Source organism: Serratia sp. FS14, assembly GCF_000695995.1.
GTDB classification, from domain to species: domain Bacteria; phylum Pseudomonadota; class Gammaproteobacteria; order Enterobacterales; family Enterobacteriaceae; genus Serratia; species Serratia nematodiphila.
This window is the reverse complement of sequence record NZ_CP005927.1, coordinates 2,589,935-2,613,480: the sequence shown is the minus strand read 5'-3', so window position 1 is coordinate 2,613,480 and position 23,546 is coordinate 2,589,935. Positions and strand designations below refer to the sequence as shown.

The following is a 23,546-nucleotide window of genomic DNA, read 5'->3' as shown; positions in this document are numbered from 1 at the left end:
ATTTACAGTGTAAAAATGACATTGGGCTCAGCTCTATTGTGGTTAACCACATACCGGACCTAACGTTGATCTAAAACAAGTGACGGCAGGCAGATTGCCCATCAGGAGGGGCCGTGAGGGTCGTGTTATTACTGCTGCTCAGTCTCGGCTGGGGGATGGCGGCACAGGCGGGCGAGTGGTCGGTCGGCGTGCTGGCGATGCGCGGCGATGCGGCGACCGCGCGTGACTGGCAGCCGCTGATCGACAGGCTCAACGGCAGCGTCGGCGATGAGCGCTTCCGCCTGCAGCCGCTCGATCTGGCGCAGATGCGCGAAGCGGTCAATCGGGGCAGCGTGCAGTTCGTGGTCACTAATCCGGCGCAGTTCGTGCAGTTGAACAGCCACTATCATCTGCGCTGGCTGGCGTCGTTGCGCGCCGCCAACGGCGATCGGGCAACGGGCAACATCATCGGCAGCGTGATTTTGGTGCGGCGCGACAGCGGCATAACGACGCCGCAGGCGCTGATGGGCAAAACGGTGGGCGCCATCGCTCCGCAGGCCTTCGGCGGCTATCTGACCGGCTATAAGGCGCTCAGCGATGCCGGTATGCGGCCCGAGCGCGATTTTCACCTGCGCTTTACCGGGTTCCCTGCCGACGCCCTGCTCTATCTGTTGCGCGAGCGCGCCATTCAGGCCGCTATCGTTCCCGTCTGTCTGCTGGAGAAAATGGGTCGGGAAGGCTTGATCAACCCGGCGGATTTTCGCCCGCTGTTGCAACGGCCCACATCGGTTCCCTGCGTCACCAGCACGCCGCTTTATCCCAACTGGTCGTTCGCCGCCCTGCCCGGTCTGGATAACTCACTGGTGGATGCAGTAGCAAGAGCCTTGCTGACCGCACCGCCGCAGTCTCCCTTTCAGTGGGGCGCACCGGCCTCGACCAGCACAGTGGAAGCGCTGCTGCGCGCCGTCAATCAGCACCCGGAACAGCGGCGCCTGTGGCTGGATATCAAGAGCTGGCTGATCCAGCATCAGACGGCCGTCAGCCTGTCGCTGGCGGTGCTGGCGCTGTTGATCGTCAACCATATCTGGATCGCGCTGCTGGTGCGCCGGCGTGGGCGACAGCTGCTCCATGCCGGAGAACAACTGCGCCGTCAGGAGCAGGCGCTGGAGAACGCCAGGCAGTTGAACGTGCTGGGAGAGATGGCCTCCGGCTTTGCGCATGAGCTCAACCAGCCGCTGGCAGCCATTCGCCACTATGCGCAAGGGTGTCTGATCCAACTGCGCAAAACGGACGCCGGGCACCCGCTGCTGACGCCGCTGGAAAATATTGATCGGCAGGCGCAGCGCGGCGGCGAGACGATTCATAACCTGCGCCAGTGGGTGCAGCCCCCCACCGAGACGGTAGACAAGGCGAGCTGGCGCCCCATCTCGATAAACGAAACCGCCGAGCGGGTGTGGGCGCTGCTGCGCCTGACGCAGCGCTACCCCGACCTGAAACTGTTCAACAACGTGGCGCCTTCGCTGACGCTAACCCTGCCGCCGGCGCTGCTGGAACAGCTGCTGGCGAACCTGCTGCTGAATGCGGCGCAGGCCGGCGCCAACGCCGTCTGGCTTTCCGCCGACGAGCACGAACGGGCGCTCGATGTGCGTTTGCAGGACAACGCGGGCGGGATGAGCGCGGTCGGGCTGGAGCAGGCTTTCCGCCCCTTCAACACCACCAAGACCGGCGGCATGGGGCTGGGGTTGGCCATTTGCCGCCGCCTGGCCCGGTATGGCGGCGGCGAGATCCAACTGGCTAACCGCCCCGCCCCCGACAGCCGCAATGGGCTACGCGTCACCCTGCATTTCATATTTAACGATGAGGAAAACCATGTCGCTAATTCATCTGGTGGATGATGACGTCGCCGTCACCGACGCCTGCCATTTTTTACTGACCAGCCTCGGCCACGACGTGCAATGCTGGAATGACAGCACCGACTTTTTGGCGCAGGCCGATCTGTTTCAGACCGGGATCGTCTTGCTGGACATGCGGATGCCGAAACTCGATGGGCACCAGTCCTACGCTGAACTACGCCGCCTCGGCAGCACGCTGGCGGTGGTGTTCCTGTCCGGCCATGGCGACGTGCCGATGGCGGTGGAGCAGATGAAGTACGGCGCGGTGGACTTCCTGCAAAAACCGATCGCCGCTGAACCGCTGATCGCCGCCCTCGAACGGGCGCGGCAGGTCTCGGCCAAAGCCTGGCGACGCCATGAAACTTGCGGCCGCTACCGCACGCTCACGCCGAAAGAACGCGACATCGCGCAGCTGGTGGTGCGAGGCATGATGAACAGGGAAATGGCGGAGCGGTTGAATATCGCCCTGCGCACCGTAGAGGTTCACCGGGCGAAAGTGATGGAGAAAATGCAAGCCGCCAGCCTGGCGGAATTAGTGGTTCAGTTGCAGGGGTTACCGCACGCCGCGCAAGAATGATCGCATCATGCAAAATTCCGCGCCCCCTCTTGCCAACCGGCCTTCCTCAGGTCAGAATACTGTACATTAATTCAGTATTTACAGGTGAGTCATGTTTGTAGAATTGGTGTACGACAAACGCAACGTCGCTGGGCTGCCCAACGCCGCCGAGATTATTCGCAACGAGCTGGAAAAACGCGTGCATGCGCTGTTCCCGGAAGCTGACGTGCGCGTGAAACCGATGCAGGCCAACGGCCTGAACTCCGACGCCAGCAAAAGCGATCGTGAGAAGCTGAACCGAATGTTGGAAGAGATGTTCGAAGAAGCGGATCAGTGGCTGGTCACTGATATATAAACCCAACCTGATGGCTGGGCTCCTCAACCGGCTATTTTACCGCCAGAATACAGCAAACGCTCAGCCCTTGATTAATGGGCTTGACGCGGTGCCTCCCCCATCCGGTTATCGGTTGGTTAGTGTGCACTTTTCCAGCGCATATATACCATAACAAAAAGCCCCAGCATCGCTGCTGGGGCCTCTGTCATGGTGCCGGCTACCGGAATCGAACTGGTGACCTACTGATTACAAGTCAGTTGCTCTACCTACTGAGCTAAGCCGGCTGAATTTGGCGGAAGGACAGAGATTCGAACTCTGGGAGCTGTTACACTCGACGGTTTTCAAGACCGTTGCCTTAAACCACTCGGCCATCCTTCCAATGGGCGCTGATATTAGCGATACCGTTATGAAATGTCTATCATTTTGATGCAAAAAAATGGCATGGGCGATGCAGTTGCCTAAACTTCAGGCCTTAAACGCTTAAAAAATGAAAAGCCCCGCAAAAGCGAGGCTTTTATGTTCGGCTGAAACGCGATTACTTCGGCTGCGAATCGTAGTCGGAACAGGTTTGATAGCCCTTGTTCATGACATGGCCCGTGTCGTTGTAGCTGACAAAGTACGTTTGCACTTTGCCATCGCGCGGCGCGACCGCATAGGTATCGCAAGTGCCTTGCGCATGAATCAGCGTGGCAGACGTCGACGGCGGACCGGCAATCGCCCGCACCTGCTGCTTGGTCATCCCTACTTTGACATCGCTGACCACCGGCTCATTGACATAACTGGTTGCACGGTCATAGGCGGTGCAGCCGGCAAGAATGGAAAATACCGCTGCAGTACCGACGGCCAAAACCAACTTCTTCGTCATAGCTTGTCCTCTTGGAGTACGTTTGTTGTCCCCTAAGTCTAGAAGTGGAAAGGCTTTTCTACAAATTCCCGTTTGTCGATCGGTGCGGTTTACGCTCGTCGATCAGCGTTTGACGTTTTCCTGTCGTTTCAGCTGCTCTTCAAACCCCTGCTGTGACTCCTGCACGTAACGCTGCAGCCCTGCGGGATCGATAAATGCCTGCGCATCGCCGGCCTGCAAACGCCGCCATTTGTCGGCTAAAGCGAAACGCGTCCCTTTATTGGCGATAAATATATCCGCCTGCACCCGTGCCAAACGGGCGAAACTGCCGCGAATGTCCTCAATCAGCTGCGGATAGTTTTTGTTGCCGATCAGGTAGTAATCCGGTGTAGCCAGGCTGTCAGCATAGATAAAGCGATACGGCTTGCCGTTATGCCGTAGCGTGGTCAACCACGACGTCGCGCCCGGCAGATGCCCCGGCGTCATCATCGCGGTCAGCGTCAGGCCGCCAAGGGTGATGCTGTCGCCATCGGCAACCACAATATCCGTTTGCACGGCCGGGAAAGTGAGCGTATCCCCCAACGCGAAATCCTGCCGTCCACCTAACGCCAACTGGCGCGCATTGGCCGCGCTGGCCACCAGCCTCGCGCCGCTCCAGCGTTTCAGCTGCGCAATGCCGCCGGCCTGATCGAGCCTTGCATGGCTGTTCAGGATATATTTCAGATCCTTAATGCTGAACCCCAGCCGTTCGATATTCGCTTTGATGCCCGGCGCACTGCTCTCCAACCCCGCATCGATCAAAATCAATCCCTGCGGCGTGCTCAACAATACCGACGACAGGTTGCTCGTGCCGACGTAATACACCTGCTCAAAGATCTGGAACGGCGCTATCGGCTGCGCCCACTCTTCAAACAGCGAGTATGGCGGAGCGCTAGACAACGGCTGCGCCGGGTCTAACTTCGCCTGCGTGGAGAAGCTCAAGGAAAAGGCCATCGCCATCAGATAATGCATGCTTTTTTTCATTTTTCTCTTCTGTCTGTGTCAACCGGGCAGGAGTATACTCGGCCTAATATTGAACAGTATTCAATTAAAAAAAGGACAATTGATGAATATTCTACAAATGGACATGAATCTGCTGAAAGTGCTGTATCTGCTGATGGTAACGGGTTCCAGCCGTAAAACCGCCGAGCGGCTGGGCATCAGCACCTCCGCCGTCAGTCATGCGCTGGCTCGCCTGCGGGAAGTGTTGGATGACCCGCTGTTTCGCCGAGAAGGACATCGCCAGGTTCCCACCCTGTTTGCCCTGTCGTTGAAAGACAAGTTGGCGCCGCTGTTCTCCTCGCTGGACAGTGAAATGTTCGGCCAACAACCGCAGGCGCCGCGTCGCTTCACGCTGGTGGCGCCCCCCGCTCTGCACCCTATTCTGTTGCCTTTGCTGGCGGAAAAGGGCGCCGCTTGCCATGCCGATATTCACTGCCAAAACTTTGAACGACGCGCCTGGCGCGAAGAGCTGCTTGAGGGGAGCGTCGATCTGGTGCTGGCGGTGGGCGATCATCAACAACGCACCAGCGCACTGCATTATGAAGCGCTTGGGCGCACTCGCCTGATTGCGCTGTATGGCCCGCCGCTATACCCAGTTCTGCAAGATAAACGCGCGCTGGCCTTCAGCGAACTGGCGGATTACGCGCATTATTATTGCCATCCGTGGCCACAAACGGAAAACGAGCTGGATCGGCAGCTTGAGCGCCAGGGGTTGCACCGCCGCATTGCCCTGAACTGCGCCGACTACGCACAACTTCCACCGGTGCTGCGCCGCGCGCCGTTGCTGGCGGTAGTGCCTCAACCATGGTTTACCGCCCAGCCCGACAAGCACGGGTTAAGCGCACTGCCGATTAGCGATAACCTGGCTATCGGTCACCTTTTTTCTCAATACCGAAAAGGCGAGCCGGAGTGGCGAAAGCGGCTGATTTCCGCCATCCACGACGAGCTGCGACACTACTACCGCTAAGTAGGATCAGAAACCGAAATCGCTCAGCGCCGGGACATCGTCCGGGCGCCGACCGAGCGGCCAATGAAAACGCCGATCCTGTTCGCGAATCGGCATGTCGTTGATGCAGGCATGGCGGTTAATCATCAATCCATCCTGATTAAACTCCCAGTTTTCATTGCCAAAGCTGCGATACCAGTTGCCGGAATCATCGCGCCACTCATAGGCGAAACGCACCGCGATGCGCGCGCCGTCAAACGCCCACAGTTCCTTAATCAGCCGATACTCCAGCTCTTTCGCCCACTTGCGTTGCAAAAATGCGACCACCGCCGCGCGGCCGTCGACAAACTCTGCGCGATTACGCCAATGGGTATCGAGAGAATAGACCTGCGACACCCGCTCAGGATCGCGGCTGTTCCAGGCATCCTCCGCCAACCGCACTTTTTCGCTGGCCGATTCACGGGTGAAAGGCGGCAATGGGGGTTTAATGCTCATGATCATCTCCTGCGTAATAATGTAGACAACTCTCTCTACATTATTACGCTAGCGCATGTAGACAGAGTTGTCTACAATCACTCGAAAATAGCCTGGGAGAAAATGATGACCGCCGATCGCAATACCTTACCCGCCCACCAGCGCATCCTGTTGACGGCCCACGATCTGTTTTATCAGGAAGGGATCCGCGCCACCGGCATCGATCGCATCATCAAGGAATCAGGCGTCACTAAGGTGACGTTTTATCGCCACTTTCCCAGCAAGAACGATTTGATTACGGCGTTTTTGGCCTATCGCCACCAGCAGTGGCTCACCTGGTTCAGCACAGCGCTGGATCGCCATGTGGCACAGAGCGGCGGGTTGCTGTCGGCGCTGGCGCCCTGCCTGGCGGAATGGTTCGACGATCCGCGCTTTCGCGGCTGCGCGTTTATCAATACGGCGGTGGAAATCGCCGATCTGCTGCCGGAAAGCCTGCAAATCGCCGGCCGGCATAAACGGCAAATGGCGGATGAACTGGCGCGTCACCTGCCCGCCGGCCCACAGCGGGAACAGCGGGCGGCAATGCTGGCGATGCTGATCGACGGCGCCATCGTCAGAGTGCAGATAGAGCGGCAACCGCAGGCCGCGCTGCAGGTGCTGAATGCCGCGTTGGACATGTTGGCGCAAGGCGGGTTCGATCAGTAATTGGCCCAAATGCCCGGCGTCACCAGTTCCAACAGATGGGCGTCGGGATCGCGAAAATAAATGCTCTCCCCGCCGTGTTCCCAGCGCATCCGCCCCTCAATCTCCACGCCGTTGGCCACCAGATGCCGTTCCCAGTGCGGCAACTGCTCTTTCGCCACCGCCAGCCCGATATGCGCCGGCCCCACGCCATCGTGCGCAGGAATAAACCCGGTCGGGTAGTGCGCCCCGCGCAGCGAATCACCTTCGATAAACAACAACAGTACGCTCCGATCGCCGACGTTGTAGGCGCGAAACCGTTCGTTGGCGGCCATCGTCGGCAGCTTCAGCACCTCCTGGTAAAACGCGTCCGCGCGTTCAATATCGCTGACGTACAGCACCGTTTCTATCACCCTGTCGATCTTGAGTTCCATAATAGCCTCCGCTCTGTTTTCCGTTCTGACAGCGTAGGTCGAACGGAGGCGAGCCGAAGCGCTTCCCGAGCCGACAACGGATCAATCCGTGCTTTTTACCAGCAAAAAAAACGCGGCCCGAAGGCCGCGCTGTGTGATTCACACGCTGGTGCTTAGAACTGGTAAACCAGGCCCACGGCAACCACGTTGTCGGTGTTGATGCCGGCAGCGTCGGTGAAGTCGTTGTTGTCCACCAGGTTGATTTTGTAATCAACATAGGTAGACATGTTTTTATTGAAGAAGTAGGTCGCACCCAGGTCGACGAATTTGACCAGATCTTGATCGCCGTAGTCCTTGCCGTTGCCGGCGCGGCCCAGGTCTTTACCTTTGGTCTGGTTATAGCCGACGAACGGACGCAGACCGAAGTCGAACTGGTAGTGCGCATAGGCTTCGAAGCTCTGCGCCTTATTGGCGTAGCCGTAAACGCTGCTGTCGGAGCTGCCGAAACGCGCCGCGTTGTAGGACTGGGTGAACATCACCGCCAGGTAGACATCGTTGGCGTCATATTTCAGACCGCCGGAGTAGCCTTCCGCCTTATCGCCGCGGCCCATGATGTTCTGGTGACCGTTACCGCCGTTCTGCTCGCTGGTGCGGCGAGAGTTGAAGAAGGCGCCCGCGGCGCTGATGCCGTAGCCCATGTCATAGCTCATGGACATGCCGTAGCCTTCGCCGTTTTGGCCCAGAACGTCACGACCATTGTTGGTCTCTTCGCCGTTGCCGTTTTTACCCTGGTACTGCAGGGCGAAGTTCAGGCCGTCAACCAGACCGAAGAAATCATTGTTACGGTAGGTCGCCAGGCCGCTGGAACGCTGGAACATGAACTGGTCGGCGCCGTAGGTCATACCGTCGAACTCAGGCTGCAAGTCGGTATACGCCGCGACGTCGTACAGCACGCCGGTGTTACGGCCGTAGTCGAAGGAGCCGTAGTCGCCGAATTTCAGACCGGCGAAGCCGTAACGAGTGAAGTTCTTGTTGTCCTGGCTTTCAGCGTGGTTCAGGTTCGCCTGATATTCCCACTGGCCGTAACCGGTCAGCTGATCGCTGATTTGCGTTTCGCCACGCAGGCCAAAACGCATATAAGACTGATCGCCGTCCACGCCGTTGTTGCTGGAGAAATAGTGAAGCCCGTTTACTTTACCGTACAAATCCAGTTTATTACCGTCTTTGTTGTAGATTTCCGCCGCGCCTGCTGTGCCTGCAACCAGCAGTGCGGGTACCATCAGAGAGAGTACTCGAAGTTTCATCGTTATTATCCTCGTTAATTATGTCGAGCTACGGCCACTGCCCTTTTCGAGCATTATTAGCACGACTGTGCATTACCATTCTGGTAACAAGGGTTATATTAATCCAGAAAGAAAATGATACCAAGTATCCGATAGTGTTTCATTGTAATTAATAAAGGTTTCAAAATGTAAATACGCGCGAACTTTCACAAAACATTACCGACAAACAAAATAAAGCACTTAAAGATAAAAAATAGACTAACTGATAAAAAATCATGTAGTTATACATATCTTTAAGAAAAAAAGCCAACCATACAATTGAGCGAGACAATAAGCACATTGTGCCAAAACGCGAACCACGCGCAGCCGCTATAATCACCTCGCTATCATCATTATTTTCATTATTACCTTCATTATCCGAAGATAATTTCTGCATTCCTTTAACCGGCTTCTGGCCGGTTTTTTATTTTCCTCCCTACTCTCCTCACAATTTCAGCCCGTACAAATAGCACGCAAATAAATAACCCAATGATATAGTTTCATTAATTTACTTTCGCACTAATTGCTAATCTTTTTCCTTATTTTAGCCTACAAATTGAACTTGCTTTTCATTTCGTGCTTTATCTCATCGATTATTTCCCGCCGCAGGCACAATTAGCCGCAGAGATTCAGTTCTGGTAATCTGAAAAAAGCGCACCTTCAGCGAGTAAAATTCATGATGCCCTTTCAACCCGACGTGCTGTGGCGGCGGCTGCAAAGTTCCCCCTTCCGCGCTCGCTTCCGTTTAAATGCCAAGGACCAGACTTATCTCGAGGGTAAGGGATTGCCGCTGATCCTCAGCCATGCCCGCGATTTTATCGACCGCCGCCTGGCCGCCGCCCACCCTAAAAACGACGGCAAGCAAACCCCGATGCGTGGCCACCCGGTGTTCGTCGCCCAGCACGCCACTGCCACCTGCTGCCGCGGCTGTCTGGAAAAGTGGCACGGCATACCGCAGGGCGTCGCACTGGACGAACAGCAAAAGGACTATATTGTCCAGGCTATCGCGCTGTGGCTGGTGCGCAGAGGCGGTGCCAGGGATGTGTCAGGCACGAATATTTTCGACCCGGATCGCGGATTGTGATAAAAACTGTCAGTAACTTTCACCATTCTTTTGACCCAAGATCCTGACGCTTACATGACAGCCACCTTGTGCAATGAACAGCAAACGCCCGGCGTTCCTCAACAGATCGCCACCCGTCTGGCCTTTTTCGTCGCCGGTCTCGGCATGGCCGCCTGGGCGCCGCTGGTCCCCTTCGCCAAAGCGCGCATCGGTATCGATGACGGCTCGCTCGGCCTGTTGCTGCTCTGTATCGGCGCCGGCTCCATGTTGGCGATGCCGCTGACCGGTTTCCTGACCGGCAAACTGGGTTGCCGTGCGGTGATCCTGATGGCCGGGCTCGGGTTATGCATCGATCTGCCGCTGTTGGCGCTGATGGACTCCCTCGGCGGCATGGCCGCGGCGCTGCTGCTGTTCGGCGCGGCGATCGGCATGATCGACGTAGCGATGAACGTGCAGGCGGTGATCGTCGAACGCGCCAGCGGCAAGGCGATGATGTCCGGTTTTCACGGTTTCTTCAGCATCGGCGGCATTGCCGGCGCCGGCGGCGTCAGCGCGCTGCTGGGGCTGGGGCTGACGCCGCTGCAATCCACCCTGCTCACCGTGCTGGCGGTGATCGCGCTGCTGACGCTGGCCAGCCGCCATCTGCTGCGTGAGAGCGGCGCCGATGACGGCGGGCCGATGTTCGTCTTGCCGCGCGGCTGGGTGATGTTCATCGGCATTTTGTGCTTTATCATGTTTTTGGCGGAAGGATCGATGCTCGACTGGAGCGCGCTGTTTCTCACCACATTGCGCGGCGTCGAACACAGCCAGGCCGGTCTGGGCTATGCGCTGTTTTCCATCACCATGACGCTCGGCCGGCTCAATGGCGATCGGGTGGTTAACTCGCTGGGCCGCTACCGGGTGTTGCTGCTGGGCAGCCTGTGTGCCGCTCTCGGCCTGAGCCTGGCCATCGCCTTCAATCACGCTACCGTTTCGCTGGTCGGTTTCATGCTGGTCGGCCTGGGCGCCTCGAACGTCGTGCCGATCCTGTTCAGCGCCGCAGGCAACCAGCGCGACATGCCGGCCAACTTGGCGATCGCTTCCGTCACCACCGTCGGCTATGCCGGTATTCTGGCCGGCCCGGCGCTGATCGGCTTCATCGCTCAGTTTTCCAGCCTGACGGTGGCCTTCGCTTGCGTAGCCGCTCTGCTGTTGGCGGTGGCCGCCAGCGCCAGGGCCGTCACTCGCTGATTCAGGAATGCGCAGCCACTATGCAAAATAAACAATTGACCATAAGCTCCAGCAACATTACCCGCTGCTTCCTGCTGTTTATCGTGCTGCTGACGATCGGCATCGGCCTGTATGGCTACAACTACACCAACGCCTGGCTGGCGGAAAAGAAGTACACGCTGAACAGCATCGCCGGTTCGCTGCAAAAGCGTATCGATGCCTACCGCTATATGACCTATCAGGTCTATGACAAATTCGGCAATGCGCCGGCGCAGAATGTCGATCCCGGTTTGCAGGAAACCCGCCTGCGGCCCGATGTCTATTATGTCGAGAAACCGCACAAGAAAACCGACGCGGTGATCTTCGGCAGCCATGACGAAAACACGCTGGCGATGATCGCCAGCATCTCGGACTACCTGGACACCCGCTGGGGCGCCAAGACCGAGAACTACGCCATGTATTACCTCAATGGTCAGGACAATAGCCTCAGCCTGATCACCACCCAGCCGCTCAAAGAGCTGGCTTCGCGCTTTCGGGAAAGCTACCTGACCACCTCGGCGGACGAACGCCGCGCCGAGATGCTGCAACAGGCCAATATGCTCGACGAACGCGAGAGCTTTTCCGACCTGCGCAAGCAGCGCTTCCAGAACGCCTATTCGTTCTCGATTCGCACCACTTTCAATCAGCCGGGGCATCTGGCGACGGTGATCGCCTTCGATTTGCCAATCAACGACATCATTCCGGCCAATCTGGCCCGCGCCAATTTCCTGCTGCTGCCGGACGATGTCGATCTCGACGATAGCGCCATCCCGGCGGAAACCGTCCTCGGTACCCATGCGACGATGAGCGGCGGCTGGGTGGAGTTCAGCGCCGCTCTGCCCAATGCGCCGCTGAAGGTGATGTATCGCGTTTCGGCCATCAATCTGGCCATCGATCTGCTGCGCAACAACATTTGGCTGATCGCAGTCAACTTGCTGCTGCTGGCGCTGTCGATGCTGAGCATCTACTTTATCCGCCGCCAGTACATTCGCCCGAGCGAAAACATGGCGGTAGAGCTGGAGGCCGAGCGCGCGCTGAATCAGGAGATCGTCTCCAGCCTGCCCTCCGGCCTGCTGGTCTACAGCTTCGCCAACAATACGGTGATCGCCAGCAACAAAATCGCCGAGCACCTGCTGCCGCACCTCAGCCTGCAAAAGATCGCCCATATGGCCGAACAGCATCACGGTGTGATCCAGGCGACGGTCAACAACGAGGTGTATGAAATCCGCATTTTCCGCAGCCAGCTGTCGCCGGACACCTACCTGTTCCTGATGCACGATCAGGATAAAGAGGTGATGGTGAACAAGCGGCTGCAGCAGGCGCGGCGCGAATACGACAAGAACGTGCAGGCGCGCAAACTGATGTTGCACAACCTGGGCATCGAACTGAATCAGCCGGTGCGCCAGATGCACGATCTGGTCGACCGTCTGCACAGCCGGCCGGATGAGGAACAACAGCAGGCGCTGCTGGGCCAGCTGACGGCGGCGTCGGCTTCGGTGCTGGAGTTGATCGATAACATCACCCTGCTGACCCGGCTGGAAACCCAGGACTGGCAACCCACGCGCGAACCGTTCAACCCGACGGCGATGATCGACGAGTTGCTGCTTGAGGCCCTGCCTGCCCTTAATCAGAAGGGGCTGGCGCTGTTCAAGCATTTCCAGCTGGACGTCGAGCAGAACTATATCGGCGACGCCAACGCGCTGCGCAAGGTGATCTCGCTGCTGGTGCATTACGCCATTATCACCACCGCCTGCGGCAAGGTTTCTCTGGTTATCGACCATGAGCCCGAGCACCCTGACCGCCTGATTTTCCAAATCAACGACACCGGCTCCGGCATCTCCAACGAAGAGATCAGCAACCTTAACTATCCGTTCCTCAGCCAGACGCTGGTGGACCGCTTCAACCACGGTTCCGGCCTCACTTTCTTCCTGTGCAATCAGCTGTGCAAGAAGCTTAACGGCCAGTTGGACATTCGCAGCAAGGTGGATATCGGCACTCGCTACACCATCCGCGTCGCCATGGAGATGGAGAAAAAAGAGCCGCAGGAGCAGGAAAAGCTGCTCGACGGCGTCACCGCCTTGCTGGACGTCACGTCGGATGAAGTGCGCGGCATCGTGACCCGTCTGCTGCAGGCTTACGGCGCCGACTGCCTCGTCGCCGAAGATCGCGCGGTCAACCGCGATTATGACGTGCTGCTGACCGATAACCCGCAGCGCGCCGATGATTACACCCTGTTGCTGGCGACCGATGAGCCGGGCTGGCAAGCGCTGGATAAACGCTACATTCGGGTGAACTATAATCTGAACGGCGCATTAATCGACGCCGTGCTGATGCTGATCGAACAGCAAATGGCCGCGCTGGAACAGGAAGAAAGCCCGCTTTCATTGAGCTCAGAAGATATCCAACTCTATGAAAAACAATTGAAATCAAGTGATTACTATGGGCTGTTTGTCGATACAGTACCCGACGATGTCAAAAAACTGTATACTGAGGCGGGCAGCAGTGATTTCAATGCGCTGTCACAAACCGCACACCGCCTGAAAGGCGTGTTTGCCATGTTAAATCTGCTTCCCGGCAAGCAGCTGTGCGAATCGTTAGAACAGCGCATCGCAGAAGGTGATGCGCCCGAGATCGAGAATAACATCAGTCAGATTGATTTTTTCGTCAGCAGACTGCTGAAGCAAGGTAGCCAACAACATGAATAACCTGAACGTAATTATTGCTGATGACCATCCTATCGTACTGTTTGGCATCCGGAAGTCACTTGAGCAAATTGAATGGGTGAATGTCGTTGGGGAGTTCGAAGACTCAACCGCACTGATCAACAATCTGTCCAAGCTGGACGCCAACGTGCTGATCACCGATCTGTCGATGCCGGGTGACAAATATGGCGACGGCATCACGCTGATTAAATACATCAAGCGTCATTATCCGCAGTTGTCGATCATCGTGCTGACCATGAACAACAACCCGGCGATCCTGAGCGCGGTATTGGATCTGGATATCGAAGGCATCGTGCTGAAACAAGGCGCGCCGACCGATCTGCCGAAGGCGCTGGCCGCCCTGCAGAAAGGCAAGAAGTTCACGCCGGAAAGCGTCTCCAAACTGCTGGAGAAGATCAGCGCCAGCGGCTATGGCGACAAACGCCTGTCGCCGAAATAGAGCGAAGTGCTGCGTCTGTTCGCCGAAGGTTTCCTGGTGACCGAAATCGCCAAGAAACTCAACCGCAGCATCAAAACCATCAGCAGTCAGAAGAAATCGGCGATGATGAAGCTGGGCGTCGAAAACGACATCGCCCTGCTCAACTACCTTTCGTCCGTTAGCATGACGCCGTTGGACAAAGACTAAAGCCCGCCTCACGGCAGGTTAACGCCAAACAGGCACGGCATCCGCCGTGCCTGTTTGCTTTTCAGGCCTCGCTGCGGTTGTAGCGTACCTGCTGGCTGTAATAAGCCAATGTCTGCTCCAGCGTCTCCAGCGTAACCGGTTTCGACAGGCAATTATCCATGCCCGCCTCGAGGCAGCGCTGCTTCTCTTCCGCCAACGCGTTCGCCGTCACGCCGATCACCGGCGCGCTGAACTGCATCTCCCGCAGCGCCTGCGTCAGGCGATAGCCGTCCATGTTCGGCATATTGACGTCGGTCAACACAATATCGACGTGGTGCTGTTTCAGCACGCCGAGCGCGTCGACGCCGTCGTTGGCGGTCACCACCTGATACCCCAGCGACCCCAGCTGATCGGAAAGCAGGCGACGGTTGATCGGATGATCGTCGACCACCAGCAGATGAATATCGCCGTTGTCCGCTGCGCTGGCCTTGGCGGGCACCGGCAACTGCACCAGCGCCTCTGCCGCGCCGTTGCCGACGCCGAACAATCGGTTGATCAAGGCCAGCGTTTCACGCGGCGTAGAGGTGCTGTGCATCCAATAGCCTGGCCGGGTTTCCAGCGACGGGCCGATATGTTCGGTCGAGAACTGGATCTGAGCCAGCAGCGGCGTGTTCAGCATCAGCGGGTAATCGCTGAGCATCACCTCGCCGGCGGAGGTATCCTGCCCGTCATAGCGCTGGATATCGGCGCCGTAGCCGCCCAGAATCGCCATCAGGTAACTTTCCAGGCGCTGATTGCGGATATCCAGCCACAGCCGCCGGCCCTGCCAGGTATCGCTGGCCTGCGGGATCGGGAACTGGGCGTTAAACAATGGAATGCGAATGCTGAACAAGCTGCCCAACCCCGGTTCGGACTCGACGGAGACGTCGCCGTCCATCAGGTTGACCAACTTCTCGCAGATCGCCAGCCCCAAACCGGTTCCCTGGAAGTGGCGCTGCACGCCGGTTCCCACCTGGAAGAACGGATCGAACAGGCGCGAGATTTCCTTCTCCGGGATACCGACGCCGGTATCGCGCACGCTGAACTCCAGGTAACTGCCGCGGGTGCAGACCTGCAGCACAATACAGCCGGTATCGGTGAACTTGATGGCGTTGTTCACCAGGTTGGACAGCACCTGCTGCAGCCGCACCGGATCGCCGAAAATGCGCTCCGGCACGTTCTGTTCGATAAAGCAGTACAGCCCCAGACGTTTCTTCACCACCAGCGGCAAATAGTTGCCGGCGATATGGGTGATCACCTCCAGGCAGGAGAACTCGCGCGGTTCGATCTTCAGCTGCTCGGACTCGATTTTGGAGAAATCGAGAATATCGCTGATGATTTTCAGCAGCAGGCCGGAAGAGTTATTCATCGCGTTGACCAGCCGATCGACCCCTTGCGGCAGCGCCTTGGTCTGCAGCAAATCGAGGTTGCCGATAATGCCGTACAGCGGCGTGCGCAACTCATGGCTGACGGTGGCCAGGAACATCGATTTGGACTGGCTGGCCTGCTCCGCCGCCGCCGCCATCTCCTGCAGCGACTCTTCCATCTTCACGCGTGCGCTGACGTCCACCAGTACGCAGATCGCCACTTCTTCGTTGCGGTAGCGCGAGTGGACAAAGCTGATCTGCAGGTTGTTATTGTTGCTGGTCATCACATCGACGAAATTCGCCTGCTGTTCGCAAATGATGCGCGTAATGCGATCGCGATCTTCGTGGGTCAACAGGTTGATGTAGTTGTGCGCCAGTTCGTTACTCAGGATATTGGTGCCGTCGCTGATACGCAGGATGCAGATGCCCACCGGTGCCGAGGCGACAATCTTGCGGTTGAACTGCTCGTGTTCTTCCAGACGGAAGGCGTTCTCCTCCGCCGGCAAGAACATCTTGCGCTCAAACAGCCACGCCAGCGTGAACAGCACGATAGCCGATAACAGGTTCAGCAACAGCGCGTTGAGGATCAGCATCTTGAAGCGTTCCACCACGCTTTTCACCGGCAGCGCATAAACGATGCTCAGCGATGAAGGCGGCAGCGCTTTTTTCAGGATCAGATCGCGGTAGCTGTCGACATAACCGAAGTAAGCATGCTCTTCGGGGTAGCTGTTGAGCGCAGCGGCATAGCGATCGCCATCCGCCAGGCGCAGTATCGGATCGTTGTTTTCATCCAGCAGCGTGACGCCGATCGGCAGGTTGCCGGCGGTGACGAAATCTTCCAGCCGGACAGTTTGCTCGATGCCCAGCAGCGCCTCCAGCTTGTTGCCGATATAGAGAGGCGTCAGCACATACAGATAACCGATATCAGGCCGCTGCGCGCTGGGGCTAATCCAATACAGGTTGTTGTCTTTGTCCAGATTCTTGGCGTTGCGGTATTTCAGAATGCGCTCGTGCAGCAACTTCAGCATGTTTTCCCGGTTGGCGACCGCGTTGCCGCCGCCGAATTCCGCCAGACACAGGCTGTCGCCGCCGATGAAGAACACCCGGTTGAGATCGTAGGCCGCCACGAAGTTCTCTTTCCAATACTGGATCAGGCCGCTCAGCGAATCGAGTGAACTGCGGTAAGTGGCGCTCAGGGCGCAGTTAGACTCCGGATACAGCGGGTAGAATTGCGGTGGGCTGCCCTTGCCGGGGATCACGCCGCTGAACATGTCCATGCCGCTGACCGAACCGTTGAGGCGGTTTTCCGCCATGTACTTGATGTCGCGTATGATGTCGGCAGAATGGCGGATATAGCCCTGCGCCTGATCGAAATTGAGGTTGTACTCCTGGCGGATGTCCGATTCTTTCTGATGCAGGATATTCAGAATATAAAAGGTGGTGAGCAGCGCCCCCAACGACCACAGCAAAATCGCCAGCACCCGGAACAGATAGCGGGATATCTTCAGCGTAGTTCGAAAAGAGGCTAAATATTTCAATCGGATACCATACGAAAGTCAGTGGCGGCGCGCGTTGTCGCCGGCGCAGCGGCCGGCGGCTCGGTGCGCCAATTAAACCATATAACTGAAAAAGGGCCTAGCATCGCTGCCAGGCCCTTTTGTCTCAGTGCATTACGGTGTCGGCATGCCGACGCCCTCACCTTGCTTAAACGTTGTCGTCGTCCATCGGCTCAGCCGCGTCGTCGCCATCGTCCAGCGGCGTGGTGTCTTCTTCCACCGCTTCCGCGCCCGGTTCCAGGCTGTCCAGCTCTTCGTCTTCCACCGGCTCGGCCACGCGCTGCAGACCGACGACGTTTTCGTCTTCCGCCGTGCGGATCAGCGTCACGCCCTGGGTGTTACGGCCCACCACGCTGACTTCCGAAACGCGGGTACGCACCAGCGTGCCGGCATCGGTGATCATCATGATCTGGTCGCTGGTTTCCACCTGTACGGCGCCGACCACCTGGCCGTTACGCTCGCTCACCTTGATGGAGATAACCCCCTGAGTGGCGCGCGATTTGGTCGGATACTCGGTCACCGCGGTGCGTTTACCGAAGCCGTTTTGCGTCACGGTCAGGATGTCGCCCTCGCCGCGCGGCACGATCAGTGAGATCACGCTGTCGCCTTCGCCGAGGTTGATGCCGCGCACGCCGGTCGCGGTACGGCCCATCGAACGCACCTGCGTTTCCGGGAAGCGCACCACTTTACCGTTGGCGGAGAACAGCATCACTTCGTTGCTGCCGTCGGTCAGATCGACGCCGATCAGCTCGTCGCCCTCGTTGAGGTTGACGGCGATGATGCCGGCGCTGCGCGGACGGCTGAACTCGGTCAGCGCGGTTTTCTTCACGGTACCGCTGGCGGTGGCCATGAACACGTGGCGCCCTTCTTCATACTCGCGCACCGGCAGAATGGCGGTGATACGCTCATCGGCTTCCAGCGGCAGCAGGTTGACGATCGGGCGACCGCGTGCGCCGCGGCTGGCTTCAGGCAGTTGGTACACCTTCATCCAATACAGGCGGCCACGGCTGGAGAAGCACAGGATCGTATCGTGGGTGTTGGCCACCAGCAGGCGATCGATAAAGTCTTCTTCTTTAATACGCGCGGCGGACTTGCCTTTGCCGCCGCGGCGCTGCGCTTCATAGTCGGACAGCGGCTGATACTTCACGTAACCCTGGTGAGACAGGGTCACCACCACGTCTTCCTGGTTGATCAGGTCTTCGATGTTGATGTCGGAAGTATTGGCGGTGATCTCGGTGCGACGGCCGTCGTTGTACAGCTCTTTGACCGCCACCAGCTCTTCGCGGATCACTTCCATCAGGCGCTCTGGGCTTTCCAGAATAAAGATCAGCTCGGCGATAAAGTTGAGCAGTTCTTTATATTCGTCCAGCAGCTTCTCGTGCTCCAGGCCGGTCAGTTTCTGCAGGCGCAGATCCAGAATCGCCTGAGCCTGCTGCTCGGTCAGGTAGTATTTGCCGTCGCGGATGCCGAACTCCGGCTCCAGCCACTCAGGGCGAGCGGCGTCGTCACCGGCGCGTTCCAGCATGGCGCTGACGTTGCCCAGATCCCACGGCTGCGCCACCAGCGCGACTTTCGCTTCCGCCGGGGTCGGCGCACGGCGAATCAGCTCGATAATCGGGTCGATGTTGGCCAGCGCGATAGCCAGCGCTTCCAGAATATGGGCGCGGTCGCGGGCCTTGCGCAGTTCGAAGATGGTGCGGCGGGTGACCACTTCGCGGCGGTGGCGCACGAAGGCTTCGAGGATGTCTTTCAGGTTCAGCAGCTTAGGCTGCCCCTGATGCAGCGCGACCATGTTGATGCCGAAGGTGACCTGCAACTGCGTCAGCGCATACAGGTTGTTCAGCACCACTTCGCCGACCGCGTCGCGTTTGACTTCGATCACGATGCGCATGCCGTCTTTATCGGACTCGTCGCGCAGCGCGCTGATGCCTTCCACGCGTTTTTCTTTCACCAGCTCGGCGATCTTTTCGATCAGACGCGCCTTGTTCACCTGATACGGGATCTCGTGAACGATGATGGTTTCGCGCCCGGTCTTGGCGTCGGCTTCCACTTCCGCGCGCGCGCGCAGGTAGACTTTCCCGCGCCCGGTGCGGTAGGCCTCTTCAATGCCGCGGCGGCCGTTGATGATCGCCGCCGTCGGGAAGTCCGGCCCCGGGATGTGTTCCATCAGCCCTTCGATGCTGATGTTTTCATCGTCGATATAGGCCAGGCAGCCGTTGACGACTTCCGCCAGGTTGTGCGGCGGAATATTGGTGGCCATGCCCACGGCGATGCCCGACGAGCCGTTGACCAGCAGGTTCGGGATCTTGGTCGGCATGACGGCCGGGATCTGCTCGGTGCCATCATAGTTAGGCACGAAGTCGACGGTTTCTTTTTCCAGATCCGCCAACAGTTCGTGAGCAATCTTGGACATGCGCACTTCGGTATAACGCATCGCCGCCGCGGAGTCGCCGTCGACGGAACCGAAGTTACCCTGGCCGTCCACCAGCATGTAGCGCAGTGAAAACGGCTGAGCCATACGCACGATAGTGTCGTAAACCGCGCTGTCACCGTGCGGGTGATATTTACCGATCACGTCCCCGACGACACGGGCCGATTTCTTGTATGGTTTATTCCAGTCGTTACCCAATACGCTCATCGCGTACAGAACGCGGCGGTGAACCGGCTTCAGTCCATCACGAACATCTGGCAGCGCACGTCCGACAATAACGGACATCGCATAGTCCAGATACGAGTTTTTCAACTCGTCTTCGATGTTTACCGGTGTGATTTCTCTGGCAAGGTCGCTCATGGAGCTGCTATCCCTCTACTAATGATTCATCTGCCCGCTGCCATAGTGGCAAAGGTGTAAAACTATATCACAAAGCACGCTTTACGGGAAAATAACCGCCGCTGTTTCACGGAAATTGTGCAGATAAGTGCGCTAAAAACGCATCGGCACAGACGATGCCGCGCCGGAACATGTATAATCCGCGCAACGAGAACAAGGAGCCAGACAAGCCCATGAACGCAGAATCATCCAGCCGAGTGCAAAACGTTGACCACCAGGAAATCGCCAAGTTCGAGGCCGTCGCCTCCCGCTGGTGGGATCTGGAAGGCGAGTTCAAACCGCTGCACCGCATCAACCCGCTGCGCCTGAACTACATCATGCAGCGCGCCGGCGGCATTTTTGACAAGCAGGTGCTCGACGTGGGCTGCGGCGGCGGCATTCTGGCGGAGAGCATGGCGCGCGAAGGCGCCAAGGTAACCGGGCTGGACATGGGCGCGGAGCCGCTGCAGGTCGCCCGGCTGCACGCGCTGGAAAGCGGCATGGACGTCACCTATGTGCAGGAGACGGTGGAAAGCCACGCTCAGGTCAACCCGCAGCGCTACGACGTGGTCACCTGCATGGAGATGCTGGAGCACGTGCCCGATCCGGCCTCGGTGGTGCGCGCCTGCGCCCAACTGGTGAAACCGGGCGGCCACGTGTTCTTCTCCACCATCAACCGCAACACCAAAGCCTGGCTGATGGCGGTGATCGGCGCGGAGTACGTGCTGAAGATGGTGCCGCAGGGCACCCACGATCATAAGAAGTTTATTCGCCCTTCCGAACTGATCGGCTGGGTCGACGGCACGCCGCTGCGCGAAAAGCACATGATCGGCCTGCATTACAACCCGATCACCGATCATTTCAAGCTTGGGCGCAACGTTGACGTGAACTACATGGTGCACACCCAGCACGAAGGCTGAGCGCTGTAAACCGCGCCGGCCCTGCGTTATCGGGGTTCGGCGCCAACGCGGTGTTAGGAAAAATACCTAATTTCCGCGACTTCGATCAAAATCGTGGTTGTAGACAGTTTTTTAGAATATTAAATCAGATCAATATGCCGTTTTTTTCTAACGTTTAATAAAGCGCCAAACGATCGGTTTTTTCAGTTTTTCAGTAAAATCTGATCTCGCTTATTGACAAGCTTGTCGCGCCAGTCACGGCGCGCACTGCGAACGGCAAGTTACATTTCACCCCCAAGTTATCCACAAATTAGGCCGGTTTTGTTCACTTGCAAACGCCGTTTTTTCTCACTATCTTGTTACCTCACCGACATACAACCCCTATATATAGTGTTTACATACTGAGCAGAGCGACTACACTTCTGCTTAGGGGCACCATACGGACAGGTAAAACACCACATGAACCAAAGTCTGCTTGTAACTAAACGCGATGGCCGTAAAGAGCGCATCAACCTCGACAAAATCCACCGGGTCATCGATTGGGCCGCAGAAGGATTGCACAACGTCTCGGTTTCTCAAGTAGAGTTGCGTTCCCACATTCAGTTTTATGACGGCATCAAAACCGCCGACATTCACGAAACCATCATCAAAGCCGCTGCCGATCTGATCTCCCGCGATGCGCCGGACTATCAGTACCTGGCCGCTCGCCTGGCGATCTTCCACCTGCGCAAAAAGGCTTACGGCCAGTTCGAGCCGCCGAAGCTGCACGCTCACGTGACGCGCATGGTCGAGATGGGCAAATACGATAAACATCTGCTGGAAGACTACAGCGCTGAAGAGTTCGAGCAGATGGACTCCTTTATCGATCACTGGCGCGACATGAACTTCTCTTATGCCGCCGTCAAGCAGCTGGAAGGCAAGTATCTGGTGCAGAACCGCGTCAGCGGCGAGATCTACGAAAGCGCCCAGTTCCTGTACATGCTGGTGTCCGCGTGCCTGTTCTCCAACTACCCGCGTGAAACTCGCCTGGACTACGTCAAACGTTTCTACGACGCGATTTCCACCTTCAAGATTTCGCTGCCTACGCCGATCATGTCCGGCGTGCGCACCCCAACCCGCCAGTTCAGCTCCTGCGTGCTGATCGAGTGCGGCGACAGCCTGGACTCCATCAACGCCACCTCCAGCGCCATTGTGAAATACGTTTCGCAACGCGCCGGCATCGGCATCAACGCCGGTCGCATCCGCGCGCTGGGCAGCCCGATCCGTGGCGGGGAAGCTTTCCATACCGGCTGCATTCCGTTCTACAAACACTTCCAGACCGCCGTCAAATCCTGCTCGCAGGGCGGCGTGCGCGGTGGCGCGGCAACGCTGTTCTACCCGATGTGGCACCTGGAAGTGGAAAGCCTGCTGGTGCTGAAAAACAACCGCGGCGTTGAAGGCAACCGCGTGCGCCACATGGACTACGGCGTGCAGTTGAACCGTCTGATGTACCAGCGCCTGATCAAAGGCGAAGACATCACCTTGTTCAGCCCGTCCGACGTGCCGGGGCTGTATGACGCATTCTTCGCCGATCAGGACGAATTCGAGCGCCTGTACACCCAGTACGAGAAAGACGACAGCATTCGCCAGAAGCGCGTGAAAGCGGTTGAGCTGTTCTCGCTGATGATGCAAGAACGCGCTTCTACCGGCCGCATCTACATCCAGAACGTCGACCACTGCAACACCCACAGCCCGTTCGATCCGCAGATCGCGCCGGTGCGTCAGTCCAACCTGTGCCTGGAAATCGCCCTGCCGACCAAGCCGCTGGAAGACGTCAACGACGAGAACGGCGAAATTGCGCTGTGCACCCTGTCCGCCTTCAACCTGGGCGCGATCGACAGCCTGGACGATCTGGAAGAGCTGGCGACCCTGGCGGTGCGTTCACTCGACGCCCTGCTGGATTATCAGGATTATCCGATCAAGGCCGCGCACCGTGGCGCGATGGGGCGTCGCACCCTGGGCATTGGCGTGATCAACTTCGCCTATTACCTGGCGAAGAACGGCGTGCGCTACTCCGATGGCAGCGCCAACAACCTGACCCACAAAACGTTCGAAGCCATTCAGTACTACCTGCTGAAAGCCTCCAACCGCCTGGCTCAGGAACAAGGCGCTTGCCCGTGGTTCAAAGAAACCACCTATTCGCAGGGTATCCTGCCGATCGACACCTACAAGAAAGACCTGGATGCGATCTGCAACGAACCGCTGCACTACGACTGGGAAACCCTGCGTAAAGAGATCCAGGAAACCGGTCTGCGCAACTCGACGCTGTCCGCCCTGATGCCGTCGGAAACCTCTTCGCAGATTTCCAACGCCACCAACGGCATCGAGCCGCCGCGCGGCCACATCAGCATCAAGGCGTCGAAAGACGGCATCCTGCGCCAGGTGGTGCCGGAGTATGAGCGTCTGAAAGACAACTACGAGCTGCTGTGGGAAATGCCGAGCAACGACGGCTATCTGCAGCTGGTGGGGCTGATGCAGAAATTCATCGACCAGTCGATTTCGGCCAACACCAACTACGATCCGACCCGCTTCCCGGGCGGCAAGGTGCCGATGAAGCAGCTGTTGAAAGACCTGCTCACCACCTACAAGTTCGGCGTGAAAACGCTGTACTACCAAAACACCCGCGACGGCGCGGAAGACGCCCAGGAAGATTTGCAGCCTGCCAAGGCCGGCGATGATGACTGCGAAAGCGGCGCCTGCAAGATCTAAAGTTTGAC

General features: G+C 57.9%; 18 protein-coding genes, 2 tRNA genes and 1 pseudogene. 11 read left to right on the top strand and 10 right to left on the bottom strand.

The genetic code is table 11. The features are described from left to right. The first annotated feature begins 155 nt into the window (after window positions 1-155). The 3 genes from ttrS to L085_RS11875 all read left to right on the top strand — a co-directional run bounded on the left by ttrS (window position 156) and on the right by L085_RS11875 (window position 2,782). Complete coding sequence (ttrS, locus tag L085_RS11885; protein ID WP_226988597.1) at window positions 156-1,874, top strand: tetrathionate respiration histidine kinase TtrS; 1,719 nt, start codon at window positions 156-158, stop codon at window positions 1,872-1,874. Then, window positions 1,849-2,448, top strand: a complete 600-nt coding sequence (gene ttrR / locus L085_RS11880; protein ID WP_044030814.1) for a tetrathionate respiration response regulator TtrR — start codon at window positions 1,849-1,851, stop codon at window positions 2,446-2,448. The genes ttrS and ttrR overlap by 26 nt, the downstream gene beginning before the upstream one ends. 91 nt (window positions 2,449-2,539) lie before the next feature. After that, window positions 2,540-2,782, top strand: coding sequence for a DinI family protein (locus L085_RS11875; protein WP_004935803.1), 243 nt, complete (start codon window positions 2,540-2,542; stop codon window positions 2,780-2,782). Window positions 2,783-2,969: 187 nt separating this feature from the next. Here L085_RS11875 and L085_RS11870 read toward each other — a convergent pair. The 4 genes from L085_RS11870 to blaSPR all read right to left on the bottom strand — a co-directional run bounded on the left by L085_RS11870 (window position 2,970) and on the right by blaSPR (window position 4,628). Next, window positions 2,970-3,045, bottom strand: a tRNA-Thr gene (locus tag L085_RS11870). A gap of 6 nt (window positions 3,046-3,051) precedes the next feature. Next, window positions 3,052-3,139: transfer RNA gene (locus tag L085_RS11865), tRNA-Ser, on the bottom strand. Between the two features lie 157 nt (window positions 3,140-3,296). Beyond that, window positions 3,297-3,626, bottom strand: coding sequence for an osmotically-inducible lipoprotein OsmE (osmE, locus tag L085_RS11860; RefSeq protein WP_004935874.1), 330 nt, complete (start codon window positions 3,624-3,626; stop codon window positions 3,297-3,299). A gap of 102 nt (window positions 3,627-3,728) precedes the next feature. Beyond that, window positions 3,729-4,628, bottom strand: a complete 900-nt coding sequence (gene blaSPR / locus L085_RS11855; RefSeq protein WP_044030813.1) for an SPR family subclass B3 metallo-beta-lactamase — start codon at window positions 4,626-4,628, stop codon at window positions 3,729-3,731. 82 nt (window positions 4,629-4,710) lie between these two features. Here blaSPR and L085_RS11850 point away from each other — a divergent pair, with 82 nt between their 5' ends. After that, entirely contained in the window at window positions 4,711-5,613 is a 903-nt protein-coding gene (locus L085_RS11850) for a LysR family transcriptional regulator (protein ID WP_031300728.1), read from the top strand. A 6-nt stretch (window positions 5,614-5,619) separates the two neighbouring features. Here the strand turns inward: L085_RS11850 and L085_RS11845 are convergent, their stop codons facing one another. Beyond that, a complete protein-coding gene (locus L085_RS11845; RefSeq protein WP_004935882.1) occupies window positions 5,620-6,087 on the bottom strand; it encodes a nuclear transport factor 2 family protein in 468 nt (155 codons plus the stop codon). Window positions 6,088-6,192: 105 nt separating this feature from the next. On the opposite strand from L085_RS11845, the gene L085_RS11840 reads away from it, so the two are divergent. Next, window positions 6,193-6,771 carry a TetR/AcrR family transcriptional regulator gene (locus L085_RS11840; protein ID WP_044030812.1) on the top strand — a complete coding sequence of 193 codons (579 nt, stop codon included), beginning with the start codon at window positions 6,193-6,195 and terminating at the stop codon, window positions 6,769-6,771. Here L085_RS11840 and L085_RS11835 read toward each other — a convergent pair. From L085_RS11835 to L085_RS25315, 3 genes are all read right to left on the bottom strand, one after another. Beyond that, a complete protein-coding gene (locus L085_RS11835) occupies window positions 6,765-7,181 on the bottom strand; it encodes a VOC family protein (RefSeq protein ID WP_021505936.1) in 417 nt (138 codons plus the stop codon). The two genes, L085_RS11840 and L085_RS11835, sit on opposite strands and share 7 nt — an antisense overlap. A gap of 152 nt (window positions 7,182-7,333) precedes the next feature. After that, window positions 7,334-8,464, bottom strand: coding sequence for a porin OmpC (gene ompC, locus L085_RS11830; RefSeq protein WP_031300730.1), 1,131 nt, complete (start codon window positions 8,462-8,464; stop codon window positions 7,334-7,336). Between the two features lie 160 nt (window positions 8,465-8,624). Continuing rightward, window positions 8,625-8,879, bottom strand: a complete 255-nt coding sequence (locus tag L085_RS25315; protein ID WP_144240686.1) for a hypothetical protein — start codon at window positions 8,877-8,879, stop codon at window positions 8,625-8,627. Window positions 8,880-9,158: 279 nt separating this feature from the next. On the opposite strand from L085_RS25315, the gene L085_RS11825 reads away from it, so the two are divergent. The 4 genes and pseudogenes from L085_RS11825 (at window position 9,159) to rcsB (ending at window position 14,141) form a co-directional block, all read left to right on the top strand. Next, on the top strand, window positions 9,159-9,566 hold the full coding sequence (locus tag L085_RS11825) for a DUF4186 domain-containing protein (RefSeq protein ID WP_015378553.1): 408 nt from the start codon (window positions 9,159-9,161) through the stop codon (window positions 9,564-9,566). A gap of 54 nt (window positions 9,567-9,620) precedes the next feature. Then, window positions 9,621-10,775: an MFS transporter gene (locus L085_RS11820; protein ID WP_044030811.1), complete on the top strand. Its 1,155-nt coding sequence runs from the start codon at window positions 9,621-9,623 to the stop codon at window positions 10,773-10,775. A gap of 20 nt (window positions 10,776-10,795) precedes the next feature. Further along, window positions 10,796-13,498, top strand: a complete 2,703-nt coding sequence (gene rcsD, locus L085_RS11815) for a phosphotransferase RcsD (protein ID WP_044030810.1) — start codon at window positions 10,796-10,798, stop codon at window positions 13,496-13,498. After that, window positions 13,491-14,141: pseudogene (rcsB, locus tag L085_RS11810) on the top strand (response regulator transcription factor RcsB). The gene rcsD and the pseudogene rcsB overlap by 8 nt, the downstream one beginning before the upstream one ends. Window positions 14,142-14,202: 61 nt before the next feature. Here rcsB and rcsC read toward each other — a convergent pair. After that, window positions 14,203-17,064 (bottom strand): two-component system sensor histidine kinase RcsC, encoded by a 2,862-nt coding sequence (gene rcsC / locus L085_RS11805; protein ID WP_044030809.1) that lies wholly within the window; start codon window positions 17,062-17,064, stop codon window positions 14,203-14,205. A 166-nt stretch (window positions 17,065-17,230) separates the two neighbouring features. Then, window positions 17,231-19,873 (bottom strand): DNA topoisomerase (ATP-hydrolyzing) subunit A, encoded by a 2,643-nt coding sequence (gene gyrA / locus L085_RS11800; RefSeq protein ID WP_004935906.1) that lies wholly within the window; start codon window positions 19,871-19,873, stop codon window positions 17,231-17,233. A gap of 212 nt (window positions 19,874-20,085) precedes the next feature. Between gyrA and ubiG the strand changes: the two genes are divergently transcribed. Together ubiG and nrdA are read left to right on the top strand one after the other, a co-directional pair. Further along, window positions 20,086-20,811, top strand: a complete 726-nt coding sequence (gene ubiG, locus L085_RS11795) for a bifunctional 2-polyprenyl-6-hydroxyphenol methylase/3-demethylubiquinol 3-O-methyltransferase UbiG (protein ID WP_044032019.1) — start codon at window positions 20,086-20,088, stop codon at window positions 20,809-20,811. A gap of 438 nt (window positions 20,812-21,249) precedes the next feature. Beyond that, window positions 21,250-23,538, top strand: a complete 2,289-nt coding sequence (gene nrdA / locus L085_RS11790) for a class 1a ribonucleoside-diphosphate reductase subunit alpha (RefSeq protein ID WP_004935912.1) — start codon at window positions 21,250-21,252, stop codon at window positions 23,536-23,538. The last annotated feature ends 8 nt before the right edge of the window (window positions 23,539-23,546 follow it).